The 13,486-nt window shown below is 41.4% G+C and carries 9 protein-coding genes; 8 read left to right on the top strand and 1 reads right to left on the bottom strand.

Going from position 1 to position 13,486, the window contains the following annotated elements:
- Positions 1-120 precede the first annotated feature (120 nt).
- Positions 121-930 (bottom strand): Cof-type HAD-IIB family hydrolase, encoded by an 810-nt coding sequence (locus tag O3616_RS03385; RefSeq protein WP_371638096.1) that lies wholly within the window; start codon positions 928-930, stop codon positions 121-123.
- Positions 931-1,047: 117 nt separating this feature from the next.
- Between O3616_RS03385 and rexB the strand changes: the two genes are divergently transcribed.
- The 8 genes from rexB to O3616_RS03345 all read left to right on the top strand — a co-directional run bounded on the left by rexB (position 1,048) and on the right by O3616_RS03345 (position 13,479).
- Positions 1,048-4,323: an ATP-dependent nuclease subunit B gene (rexB, locus tag O3616_RS03380; protein WP_371638095.1), complete on the top strand. Its 3,276-nt coding sequence runs from the start codon at positions 1,048-1,050 to the stop codon at positions 4,321-4,323.
- Positions 4,320-7,970 carry a helicase-exonuclease AddAB subunit AddA gene (gene addA, locus O3616_RS03375; RefSeq protein WP_371638094.1) on the top strand — a complete coding sequence of 1,217 codons (3,651 nt, stop codon included), beginning with the start codon at positions 4,320-4,322 and terminating at the stop codon, positions 7,968-7,970. Before rexB ends, addA begins: the two co-directional genes overlap by 4 nt.
- Positions 7,971-7,987: 17 nt before the next feature.
- The gene (locus O3616_RS03370) at positions 7,988-9,166 is read left to right on the top strand and encodes a hypothetical protein (RefSeq protein WP_371638093.1); all 1,179 of its coding nucleotides are present in this window, start codon (positions 7,988-7,990) and stop codon (positions 9,164-9,166) included.
- Positions 9,167-9,354: 188 nt separating this feature from the next.
- Positions 9,355-10,206, top strand: a complete 852-nt coding sequence (ylqF, locus tag O3616_RS03365; RefSeq protein ID WP_000201307.1) for a ribosome biogenesis GTPase YlqF — start codon at positions 9,355-9,357, stop codon at positions 10,204-10,206.
- A complete protein-coding gene (locus tag O3616_RS03360) occupies positions 10,193-10,972 on the top strand; it encodes a ribonuclease HII (protein ID WP_371638092.1) in 780 nt (259 codons plus the stop codon). Before ylqF ends, O3616_RS03360 begins: the two co-directional genes overlap by 14 nt.
- Positions 10,973-10,988: 16 nt before the next feature.
- Positions 10,989-12,539, top strand: coding sequence for a chloride channel protein (locus O3616_RS03355; protein WP_371638091.1), 1,551 nt, complete (start codon positions 10,989-10,991; stop codon positions 12,537-12,539).
- Positions 12,540-12,712: 173 nt separating this feature from the next.
- Positions 12,713-13,147, top strand: coding sequence for a hypothetical protein (locus tag O3616_RS03350; RefSeq protein WP_080977866.1), 435 nt, complete (start codon positions 12,713-12,715; stop codon positions 13,145-13,147).
- 182 nt (positions 13,148-13,329) lie between these two features.
- Complete coding sequence (locus tag O3616_RS03345) at positions 13,330-13,479, top strand: hypothetical protein (RefSeq protein WP_371638089.1); 150 nt, start codon at positions 13,330-13,332, stop codon at positions 13,477-13,479.
- The last annotated feature ends 7 nt before the right edge of the window (positions 13,480-13,486 follow it).

Below are 13,486 nucleotides of genomic sequence, written 5' to 3'. Positions count from 1 at the left end.
TTTGTTAACTTTAGTATAAAGCACAGAAATCAAAGAAAGCTCAAGGATTTCTAAAGAGTTTCTAAAGTTTTAGGAATTCTTAAATATCAAAACCCAGTTGATATGAACTGGGCTTCTTAATTATAAAATATATTTCTCAATGGCACGCGCAACGCCGTCTTCTTCGTTGCTTGTTGTAACGTCATCCGCAAGAGATTTGACATAATAGCTGGCATTTCCCATTGCAATCCCAAGGCCTGCAAACTGGAGCATTTCGATATCGTTATTGGCATCGCCCATGGCCATGATTTCTGATGGCTCAATCTTCAAAATTTCAGCTAGTCGAGAAAGAGCAGTAGCCTTTGTCGTTCCAAGTGGCATGGCTTCATAAATAACAGGCTGCGAACGAACTCCACTAAATCGTTGGCAGAGTTCCTCAGCAAAACGCTCTTCAAAATCATCTGTTTGTTCTTTTGTTCCCAAAAACATACCTTGGAACATACGGTACTTGCCACTAGTCGCTTCCTCAAGAGAAATTTCAGTCAGGTCTGAAAAGACTAGCTCGGCATCATTTTGGATAACTTGATTGGGCTTGCCACCGAGGACAAAATAATGTTCCTCATCAAAAAGAGTCAACTGAACATCACTTTTTTCAGCTAGGTCATATAGGTATTCGATGTCAGCTGGACTGAGTTCTTGCCAGTCAACTAATCCCCAGTCACTGGTCTGGTGAGTTGAACAACCGTTGTTAACAATCACATACTCATTCTGGATGTCAAGTCCCAATTTTTTATAGTAGGGGAGGACACCGAAAAGAGGGCGACCTGTACAGAGAACCAGTTTGACACCTTTTTCAATAGCTTGGTGAATAGCAGTAATATGAGCTTGTGGGATTTCCTTGGCTTCATTGAGGAGAGTTCCGTCCATATCCAAGGCTAGTAGTTTAATCATAAGACTTCCTTCTTTATCTTTTGGTATTATTATAGCATATTTTGGAGGAAAGGAGGAGGAATCTTCGGGCTAATCATGGTATAATAAAAGGTAATGAAAAATTCTAACGAGGCAGAGATGAAATTACTTTATACTGATATTCGGACTTCTTTGACTGAAATTTTAACCAAAGAGGCAGAGGAGCTAGTTGCTGCTGGCAAGCGGGTCTTCTACATCGCTCCCAACTCTCTTTCTTTTGAAAAGGAACGCGCCGTGCTGGAATGCTTGTCCCAGCAGGCTTCTTTTGCGATTACCGTTACGCGCTTTGCGCAGATGGCTCGTTACCTGGTTTTGAATGACTTGCCTGCTAAGACCAGTCTAGATGACATCGGTCTTGGGATGGCCTTTTACAAATGCCTGGCCGAACTTGATCCTAAAGACTTACGAGTATACGGCGCCATCAAACAGGATCCTCAGTTTATCCAGCAGTTGATTGAGCTTTACCACGAGATGACCAAAGCTCAGATGAGTTTTTTGGACTTGGAGAGTTTGACGGATGAGGACAAGCGAGCAGACTTACTCTTGATTTTTGAGAAAGTAACGGTCTATCTTAACCAAGGGCAGTTAGCTCAGGGAAGTCAGTTGTCCCATTTGATTGAGGCTATTGAGAATAACAAAGTAAGTAGTGATTTCACTCAAATCGCCTTGGTTATTGATGGATTTACCCGTTTTTCTGCTGAAGAAGAGCGGATTGTGGACCTACTTCACGGCAAGGGTGTTGAGATTGTCATTGGAGCCTATGCTAGCAAGAAAGCCTATACCAGTCCATTCGCTGAGGGCAATCTATACCAAGCCAGTGTGGACTTTCTCCATCATCTAGCCTCTAAATACCAAACACCTGCTCAGGATTATTCTCAAACTCATGAGAAGATGGATAGTTTTGATAAGGCCTCTCGTTTGCTGGAGTCTTCTTATGACTTTTCAGAACTCGCTTTGGATGTCGATGAGAAAGACCGTGAAAACTTACAAATCTGGTCTTGCTTAACTCAAAAAGAAGAGTTGGAGTTGGTAGCGCGTAGTATTCGTCAGAAATTGCATGTTAATCCAGACCTGAGTTACAAGTATTTTCGTATTCTCTTGGGGGATGTAGCTTCTTACCAATTATCGCTGAAAACCATTTTTGACCAGTATCAGATTCCTTTCTATCTTGGTAGAAGCGAATCCATGGCTCATCATCCCTTGACACAGTTTGTTGAGTCTATTTTAGCTTTGAAACGCTATCGTTTCCGTCAGGAAGATTTGATTAACCTCCTCAGAACGGGTTTATATACCGACCTTAGCCAGGCTGATATTGACGCATTTGAGCAATACATCCGCTATCTTGGTATCAATGGCTTGCCAGCCTTTCAGCAAACCTTTACCAAATCTCACCATGGAAAATTTAATCTTGAGCGTTTGAATGCCCTTCGTCTGCGTATTTTAACACCTCTTGAGACTCTCTTTGCCAGCCGAAAACAAAAGGCTGAAAATCTCTTACAAAAGTGGAATGTCTTTCTAAAAGAAGGAGCTGTGACCAAGCAGTTACAAGTTTTGACAGCCACTATGGAAGCTCTTGATCAGGAAAGACAAGCCGAAGTTTGGAAGGCTTTCTGTCACGTTTTAGAGCAATTTGCGACTGTTTTTGCTGGTTCACAGGTTAGTCTAGAGGACTTCCTAGCCTTGCTCCATTCTGGAATGAGTTTGTCCCAATACCGCACTATTCCAGCAACAGTGGACACCGTTCTGGTGCAGAGTTACGATTTGATTGCGCCCTTAACGGCTGACTTTGTCTATGCCATTGGTCTGACTCAGGACAATTTACCAAAAATTGCGCAGAATACCAGTCTTTTGACAGACGAAGAAAGACAGAGCTTAAACCAAGCGACAGAAGATGGCGTTCAATTGCTGATTCCCAGCAGTGAAAATCTCAAGAAAAATCGCTATACTATGCTTTCCTTGGTCAATTCTGCTCGTAAGCAGTTGGTCTTGTCGGCTCCAAGCCTTTTTAACGAAAGTGAAAGCAAGGAGTCTGCCTATCTTCAAGAGTTGGTCCATTTTGGATTTAGTCGAAAAGAGAAGAGGATGAATCACAAAGGGCTGTCTAAGGAAGATATGGGGTCCTATCACAGTCTTTTGTCTAGTCTGGTTGCCTATCACCAGCAGGGCGAGATGAGTGAGACTGAGCAAGATTTGACCTTTATTAAGATTCTGGCGCGTGTCATGGGTAAAAAACTAGAACAGCAAGGTCTGGAAAATCCAGCCCTCCCAACCAGCCCGAGTAGCAAGCCCTTAGCCAAGGATACCCTACAAGCTCTTTATCCTACTGATCAGGAGTTTTACCTGTCTACCTCCGGTTTGACGGAGTTTTATCGCAATGAATACAGTTATTTTCTTCGCTACGTTTTAGGCTTGCAAGAAGAATTGCGCCTGCGACCAGATGCTCGTAGTCATGGGAATTTCTTGCACCGTATTTTTGAACGGGCCTTGCAATTACCTGACGAAGATTCCTTTGACCACCGTCTAGAACAAGCTATTCAAGAAACCAGTCAGGAACGGGAATTTGAAGCTATTTATCAGGAAAGTTTGGAAGCCCAGTTTACCAAGGAAGTTCTGCTTGATGTGGCACGGACGACTGGACATATTCTCCGCCACAATCCAGCCATCGAAACCATCAAAGAGGAAGCGAATTTCGGTGGAAAAGAGCAGGCCTTTATTCAATTAGACAATGGACGCAGTGTCTTTGTACGAGGTAAGGTTGACCGCATTGACCGTTTGAAAGCGGATGGATCGATAGGAGTAGTAGACTACAAGTCCAGTCTGACCCAGTTCCAGTTTCCTCATTTCTTTAATGGGCTCAATTCCCAGCTACCAACCTATCTAGCTGCCCTAAAAAGAGAAGGGGAGCAGAACTTTTTCGGTGCCATGTACTTGGAAATGGCTGAGCCAGTCCAATCTCTGATGGCCGTTAAAAGTCTGGCAGGTGCAGTAGTAGAAGCCAGCAAGTCTATGAAATACCAAGGACTCTTTTTAGAAAAAGAAAGCAGTCATTTGGGCGAATTTTACAACAAAAACAAGGCCAATAAGCTGACAGATGAGGAATTCCAGCTCCTACTGGACTACAATGCCCATCTTTACAAGAAAGCAGCTGAGAAGATTTTAGCAGGTCAGTTCGCCATTAATCCTTATACTGAAAATGGCAGAAGCATTGCACCGTATGTTCAGCAACACCAAGCCATCACTGGATTTGAAGCCAATTACCATCTGGGCCAAGCCCGTTTCCTAGAAAAGTTGGACCTAGCTTATGGCAAGCGTCTGGTCGGAGAAAAACTCAAGCAAGCTTGGTTTGAAAAAATAAGAGAGGAGTTGAATCGATGAAGCCTATTCCCTTTTTAACTGAGGAAGAAATTCAAAAACTGCAAGAAGCAGAAGTAAATTCGAGCAAGGAACAGAAGAAAACTGCCGAGCAAATCGAAGCTATCTACACTTCTGGTCAGAATATCCTGGTTTCAGCATCGGCTGGTTCTGGGAAGACTTTTGTCATGGCCGAGCGTATTCTGGACCAATTGGCGCGTGGTGTCGAAATTTCTCAACTCTTTATCTCAACCTTTACAGTTAAGGCTGCTACTGAACTTAAGGAACGTTTGGAGAAAAAAATCAGCCAACAAATCCAAGAAAGCGATGATGTCGAGCTTAAACAACACTTAGGTCGCCAGTTGGCAGACCTACCCAACGCATCCATCGGAACCATGGACTCTTTTACACAAAAATTCCTTGGCAAACATGGTTATCTGCTTGATATTGCGCCAAATTTCAGGATTTTACAAAACCAAAGCGAGCAACTTCTTCTAAAAAACGAAGTCTTTCATGAGGTATTTGAAGCCCATTACCAAGGCAAACAGAAAGAGAAGTTTAGTCATTTGCTGAAAAACTTTGCTGGGCGAGGCAAGGATGAACGGGGGCTACGCCAGCAAGTCTATAAAATTTATGACTTCCTCCAATCCACCAGCAATCCTCAAAAGTGGCTGAGTGAATCTTTCCTCAAAGGCTTTGAGAAAGCTGATTTTACCAGTGAAAAAGAAAAACTAACTGAACAAATCAAACAAGCCCTTTGGGATTTGGAAAGCTTTTTCCGTTACCATTTGGATAATGATGCCAAGGAGTTTGCAAAGGCTCCCTATTTAGAAAATGTTCAGTTGGTTTTGGATGAAATTGGCTCCTTAAATCAGGAGTCCGATAGTCAGGCTTATCAGGCAGTACTTGCGCGTGTTGTCGCAATTTCGAAAGAGAAAAACGGCCGAGCTCTGACTAATGCCAGTCGTAAGGCTGATTTGAAGCCACTGGCTGATGCCTATAACGAAGATAGAAAGACCCAGTTTGCTAAACTAGGACAACTGTCAGACCAGATAACGATTCTCGACTATCAAGAACGTTATCATGGAGACACCTGGGAACTAGCTAAGACTTTCCAAACCTTCATGAGTGACTTTGTAGAGGCCTATCGTCAGCGTAAACGTCAGGAAAATGCCTTTGAATTCGCTGATATCAGCCATTACACCATTGAGATTTTAGAGAAATTCCCGCAAGTTCGTGAGGCTTATCAGGATCGCTTCCATGAAGTCATGGTCGATGAGTATCAGGATACCAACCATATTCAAGAACGGATGCTGGAATTACTTTCTATTGGACACAATCGCTTTATGGTGGGAGATATCAAGCAGTCCATCTACCGTTTCCGTCAGGCAGACCCGCAGATTTTCAATGAGAAATTCCAACGCTATGCGCAAAATCCCCAAGAAGGAAAGCTGATTCTCCTGAAGGAAAATTTCCGTAGTAGTTCAGAAGTGCTGTCAGCAACCAATGATGTCTTTGAACGTCTCATGGACCAAGAGGTCGGCGAAATCAACTATGATAACATGCACCAGCTTGTTTTTGCCAATACCAAACTGACTCCCAATCCAGACAACAAGGCAGAATTGCTCCTCTACGATAAGGATGACACAGGTGAGGAAGAAGAGAGCCAAGCAGAAACGAAATTAACAGGGGAAATGCGCTTAGTTATCAAGGAAATCCTTAAACTTCATCAGGAACAAGGTGTTGCCTTTAAAGAAATCGCCCTTCTGACCTCCAGCCGCAGTCGTAATGATCAGATTCTCCTCGCCCTGTCTGAGTACGGAATTCCTGTCAAAACTGACGGAGAGCAGAACAATTACCTACAATCTCTAGAAGTGCAAGTCATGCTAGACACCCTTCGTGTCATTCACAATCCTCTTCAAGACTATGCCTTGGTTGCCCTTTTGAAGTCTCCAATGTTTGGCTTTGACGAGGACGAGTTAGCACGTTTGTCCCTTCAGAAAGCAGAGAATAAAGTCCAAGAAAATCTCTATGAAAAACTGGTCAATTCACAAAAAATGGTGACAAGCCAGAAAGAGTTAATTCACTCAACACTAGCTGATAAGCTAAATCAATTCATGGATATCTTGGATTCTTGGCGCTTGTATGCCAAAACCCACTCCCTCTATGACTTGATTTGGAAGATTTACAACGACCGTTTTTATTATGATTATGTGGGTGCTTTGCCAAATGGTCCTGCTAGACAGGCCAATCTCTACGCACTAGCTTTGAGAGCAGATCAATTTGAAAAGAGCAATTTCAAGGGCTTGTCTCGTTTTATTGGTATGATTAACCAAGTTTTAGAAGCCCAGCACGATTTGGCAAGCGTGGCTGTCGCACCGCCAAAAGATGCAGTAGAGCTCATGACCATCCACAAGAGTAAAGGGCTGGAGTTTCCTTACGTCTTTATCCTCAATATGGATCAAGACTTTAACAAGCAAGACAGCATGTCAGAAGTCATTCTCAGTCGTCAGAATGGTATTGGTGTCAAATATATTGCCAAAATAGAGACAGGAGCAGTAGAAGACTACTATCCTAAAACCATCAAACTCTCCATTCCTAGTCTGACCTATAGACAGAACGAAGAAGAATTACAGCTGGCAAGCTATTCAGAGCAAATGCGTCTACTGTATGTTGCTATGACACGGGCTGAGAAAAAGCTTTATCTTATCGGTAAGGGTTCTCGTGAAAAGCTGGAAGCCAAGGAATACCCAGCAGCTAAAAATGGAAAACTAAACAGCAACACTAGACTTCAAGCCAAGAATTTCCAAGATTGGATTTGGGCTATCAGTAAAGTATTTGCCAAGGATCATCTCAACTTTAGCTATCGTTTTGTTGGTGAAGATCAGCTGACTACAGAAGCTATCGGTCAGTTGGAAAACAAAAGTCCTCTCCAAGATAGCTCCCAAGTAGACAATCGTCAGTCAGAAACCATCAAAGAAGCCCTTGAAATGCTGAAAGAGGTTGAAGTCTATAATACTCTTCACCGCGCAGCCATTGAACTTCCTAGTGTTCAAACCCCAAGTCAAATCAAGAAATTCTACGAACCAGTTATGGATATGGATGGTGTCGAGATTGCAGGTCAAGGCAAGTCAGTAGACAAGAAAATCAACTTTGATTTGCCAGATTTTTCAACCAAAGAAAAAGTAACAGGAGCTGAGATTGGGAGTGCTACCCACGAACTGATGCAGAGAATTGACCTCAGTCAGAGACCAACGCTTGCTAGCCTGACAGAAACTCTCAAACAAGTTCAAACCAGCCCAGCTGTCAGAGACAAGATTAATCTTTCGAAAATTCTTGCATTCTTTGACACAGCACTCGGTCAGGAAATTCTCGCCAATACCGACTATCTCTACCGCGAGCAACCCTTTTCTATGCTCAAAAAAGACCAAAAGAGTCAGGAAGACTTCGTTGTGCGTGGTATCCTTGATGGCTATCTACTTTATAAGGATAGAATCGTTCTGTTCGACTACAAGACCGACCGCTATGATAATCCAAGTCAACTCATAGACCGCTATCGTGGTCAGTTAGCCCTATACGGAGAGGCTTTATCTCGAGCCTATTCGATTGAAAATATTGAAAAATACTTGATTTTACTCGGTAAAGATAAAGTTCAAGTTGTAAAAGTATAATCTAGAAAGGAGACCTCATGACACTTCCAGTTAGAAAATCCCTGCACGATGCGGTTTTACAGGCTTCAAAAGCTGATACTTGGGAACAAGCTACCAAGGAATGGAATGAAGTTTCCTTGATTTTTAATGGTATTGGCCGTAGCAATTGTGTCTGTGGAAATGCCATCAAATACGCTTATGAACTCTTTAACGATGTCACAGGTCAACGCCTCTTTCCGATTGGTAGTGATTGTGTTCGGCATTTTCATCGATTGACCCTTGACCAGCAACTAGAAGAGGAAGAAAAACTGCTCAGAAAGGTTGAAAATCTAACCAGAAAAGCTCAGAAAAAGGAAAAAATCAAAGTCAATAAGAGTGACTTTGACGAGCGTCTTCTAAAATGGCTCTGGGAAAAAGGTGTTTTTAAACCCAATCGTGGCAATCAGTTCTCACCTGAGAAAGACTACCAGCTCTTCCTAGAAGTCTTTCAAGGAGGAAGTTGGACCAAGGCAGAGCCCAAGAAGAAGGCACGGATGGAAGAAGTCCTTGAAAAGTGTATCAAACCCTTTTTACTTGGCAAATCAGATGACCAACTCTACCTTGTCAAGCTAGGAAAGGAAAAAATTGACTACGAACAGGAACTGCGTATCCAGGCAGAGAAAGAGCGCAAGAAAAGAGATAGAATCGCCAAACAATATGCAGACAATCTAGTTCTAGCTATGGGACCAGCAGAGCGTGCATACCAAGATTACTTTGGCTTTACAGAGACCCTGACTCAAAAAGAACGCAAGTGGGAGAAAATACTTTTTGGTAAAAATCGAACAGAACGGGCCATCAAGGCCAAACAATACCAAAAAGAGTTGGAAAAAGACCAACGAATTGCTAGTCAAGATCCAATTGAAAGAAAGCAGAAGCAGACCTGGCTCCTCAATTCCTATTTTCGTGAGCTTCCTGAAGAAAAAGCTCGATTTTCTAGGCTCTTATTAGAATATCGAAAAAGTGGAGAAGTGCCATTTTCAACTGAATATCTGTCAGACCATCTGCTCGACTTTTTCTATAAAATGAAAGCCTTTGAGTTTGAAATCGCACCAGAACAAGTTCGAGATTTTCTAAAAGAAAGCCTTCAAACAGAGCATCTCTCCTCAGCACAAGAAAGCTGGATAGAAGGAATTTTGACAAATTGTATAGTCCCATTTTTATCTCGAATACTCATCTAAAACTAAATATATAAGAGATAGAATTTTATATAAGGTTAATATACAAATCAAGTGGGGTTGAAATCAGTCTTCCTTTATAAAGTAGCTATTACAAATAAAAGCTTGTGCAAAAAAGAATAATTTATGATAGAATAGAGTATAAGAAAGAAAACGTTTTTACAGTTTTTTCAATCCGAAGGAGATATATTATGGCCACTATTCAATGGTTTCCTGGTCACATGTCTAAAGCGCGTCGACAGGTTCAGGAAAATTTAAAATTTGTTGATTTTGTGACGATTTTGGTGGATGCGCGCTTACCTCTATCTAGTCAAAATCCTATGTTAACCAAAATCGTTGGTGACAAACCAAAACTCTTGATTTTAAACAAGGCAGACTTGGCTGATCCAGCAATGACCAAGGAATGGCGCCAGTATTTTGAATCACAGGGAATCCAGACTCTGGCTATTAACTCCAAAGAGCAAGTGACTGTAAAAGTTGTAACAGATGCTGCCAAAAAGCTCATGGCAGATAAGATTGCTCGCCAAAAAGAACGTGGAATCAAGATTGAAACCTTGAGAACCATGATTATTGGAATTCCAAACGCTGGTAAATCAACTCTCATGAACCGTTTGGCTGGTAAGAAAATTGCTGTTGTAGGAAACAAACCAGGTGTTACCAAGGGACAACAATGGCTCAAAACCAATAAAGACCTGGAAATTTTGGATACACCGGGGATTCTTTGGCCTAAGTTTGAAGATGAAACTGTTGCGCTTAAGTTGGCCTTGACTGGAGCTATCAAAGACCAGTTGCTTCCTATGGATGAGGTGACCATTTTTGGTCTCAATTATTTCAAAGAACATTATCCAGAAAAGTTGGCTGAACGCTTCAAACAAATGAAAATTGAAGAAGAAGCACCTGTTATTATTATGGATATGACCCGTGCCCTCGGTTTCCGTGATGACTATGACCGTTTCTACAGTCTCTTCGTGAAGGAAGTCCGCGACGGCAAACTCGGTAACTATACCTTAGATACATTGGAAGACCTCGATGGTGACGATTAAAGAAATCAAAAAACTCCTTGCTACTGTCAAGGAGTTAGATAACCCTATTTTTTTAGAACTCGAGCAGGATAATCGTTCTGGAGTTCTAAAGGAAATAAGCAAGCGTAAAAAAGCCATTCAGGCAGAATTGGATGAGGATCTTCGTTTGGAATCCATGCTTTCCTACGAAAAAGAACTTTACAAGCAAGAATTGACCTTGATAGCAGGTGTTGACGAGGTTGGTCGTGGTCCTCTGGCTGGGCCTGTAGTCGCTGCAGCCGTTATTTTACCTCAAAATTGTAAAATTAAAGGTCTCAACGACAGCAAGAAAATTCCTAAAAAGAAACATCTGGAGATTTTTCAAGCCGTTCAGGAGCAAGCCTTGTCAATCGGCATTGGTATCATGGATAATCAGGTCATCGACCAAGTCAATATCTATGAAGCAACCAAACTGGCCATGAAGGAAGCAATCTCCCAGCTCAGTCCTCAACCTGAGCACCTTTTGATAGATGCCATGAAACTGGATTTACCCATTTCACAAACATCTATCATCAAAGGAGATGCCAACTCCCTCTCTATCGCAGCAGCATCTATAGTAGCCAAGGTGACACGTGATGAATTGATGAAGGAATATGATCAGCAGTTCCCTGGCTATGATTTTACTGCTAATGCAGGATATGGAACTGCTAAACACCTAGAAGGCCTCACAAAACTAGGAGTTACCCCAATTCACCGAACAAGTTTTGAACCCGTTAAATCACTGGTTTTAGGAGAAAAAGAAAGTTAAATTAGAAGGAATGATTATGGAGGAACAGTCAGAAACACTCAGTTCCAAGAAAGAATTTGCCTTTGCCTCAAGTACTATATTATCCCAAGTTGGACGAGGAATCATTGTTGGTCTCGTTGTTGGAATTATCGTTGGATCCTTTCGTTTCTTAATCGAAAAAGGCTTCCACCTGATACAAGGATTTTATCAAAATCAAGCGCACTTAGTGCGCAATCTTTTTATCATTGGTCTATTTTATTTAGTAGTTTGTTGGCTCAGTGCAAAATTAACCCGATCAGAAAAAGATATCAAAGGCTCAGGAATTCCTCAAGTCGAAGCAGAATTAAAGGGATTGATGACTCTCAACTGGTGGGGAGTTCTTTGGAAAAAATATATTCTAGGAATTCTTGCTATTGCAAGTGGACTCATGCTGGGGCGTGAAGGACCAAGTATTCAACTTGGAGCTGTCGGCGGTAAAGGAATTGCTAAATGGCTCAAATCCAGTCCAGTAGAGGAACGTTCCTTGATTGCTAGTGGAGCTGCCGCTGGTCTAGCTGCAGCCTTTAATGCACCGATTGCAGGACTTCTCTTTGTGGTAGAAGAAGTTTATCACCATTTTTCACGCTTTTTCTGGGTATCTACTCTCGCAGCTAGTCTCGTAGCAAACTTTGTCTCACTGCTCATATTTGGCCTAACACCCGTACTGGATATGCCAGACAACATCCCACTCATGACCCTAGACCAGTATTGGATTTACCTCCTTATGGGGATTTTTCTTGGACTATCTGGTTTTATCTATGAGAAAGCTGTGCTCAATGTTGGTAGAGTTTATGACTGGCTTGGTCAAAAAATCCGTTTGGATAGAGCTTATTATCCAATTCTGGCTTTCACTCTCATCATCCCAGTCGGAATCTTCTTACCACAAATCCTTGGTGGTGGAAATCAGCTGGTTCTTTCCTTAACTGAACAAGATTTTAGTTTCCAAGTTCTATTATTTTACTTTTTGATTCGCTTTGTTTGGAGCATGATTAGTTATGGAAGTGGCCTTCCAGGAGGAATTTTCCTACCAATTTTAGCGCTTGGCTCCTTACTTGGAGCCCTAGTTGGTGTTATTTGTGTCAATCTTGGACTTGTCAGTCAGCAGCAATTCCCTATATTTGTCATTCTAGGAATGAGTGGCTATTTTGGAGCAATATCCAAGGCTCCCTTAACTGCTATGATTCTGGTAACCGAAATGGTAGGAGATATTCGAAACCTCATGCCACTTGGATTAGTCACCTTGGTTGCTTACATCATCATGGATCTACTCAAGGGTGCACCAGTCTATGAGGCTATGTTGGAAAAAATGCTGCCAGAAGAAGCGACAGATGAAGGAGAAGTCACTCTCATTGAAATCCCTGTTTCAGATAAAATAGCAGGAAAACAAGTTCACGAACTCAACTTACCACATAACGTACTCATCACCACCCAAGTCCATAATGGCAAGAGCCAAACAGTTAACGGCTCAACCAGAATGTATCTCGGAGATATGATTCACCTAGTTATTCCAAAAAGTGAAATTGGGAAAGTCAAAGATTTGTTATTGTAGAAGTTTTTACATAATTTATGTTATGTGAAAACGAATTTCTTAATTAAATACACTAGAAAACCGATTCTCAGCAATGAGGTCGGTTTTTTCTTGTTAGAAATATTATAATATATTATAAAAAATGATTAAATTATTCTAGGTTATAGTATAATGAGAAAAGGAGGAAAGCTTAAATGAGTAATTCTGGCATCAGAAAGAGTCATAAAAGGTTACTAATCGTTTTGTTACTCGCAATCATCACAGCAGGAGGTGTTTTTATGTTTTCTATGTTAGGGAGATCCCAAGAAGAGCGTCGGAATAGAGAGTATGAAGTTAGTTTGGTGAATGCTTTAAAGAATTCATATGAAGGGATTGAGGAGATAACAATTACGAACCCCTCGTACAGCTCAATTCCTTCAGAGGCTTGGGGGGCTGATGTGAAACTAAAATTTTTTGATGGAACATCTAAGGAACATGTTTTAGCTTTTGATATAAACTCGAATAAAATTAGGATCGGTGTATATAATAACGAAGATGAAGAATTTCAACATTTTCTAAATTCTAGACGAGGTTCTACTAAGTCAAAAGTTAAAGTTAAATATTCGAATGGCTCAGAAGGGGACCTATGATGAATAAATACATTTATACAGATAAACAACTTAATAAATTGAATCAAGGTCCGAATGTTTACAGTGTTAATACTTAGTTCGTACAACGTAAAGAAAATCGAACAAATATTGTTACTGCTAAATCAGATAACGAGTTAAAAAAAGGTGAAATTAACACCATAACCACCTCCGATGATCAAGAATTGCGTGTTGTCGCCACTAAGTCTGACATTGAAACAGATTTTGATGGACTGGCGGTTTCACCTATTGTGAACGGCAAACCAGATTATAAAAATGTAGCCGTGATTGCTGCTGGAACCGATCCTGGGAGTCCTACTATGATTGATAGATGAAAAAACT

Source organism: Streptococcus sp. 27098_8_86 (assembly GCF_041432595.1).
GTDB lineage: Bacteria > Bacillota > Bacilli > Lactobacillales > Streptococcaceae > Streptococcus > Streptococcus pneumoniae_F.
The sequence above is the reverse complement of the archived record's forward strand: the minus strand, read 5'-3'. Positions and strand labels throughout refer to the sequence as shown.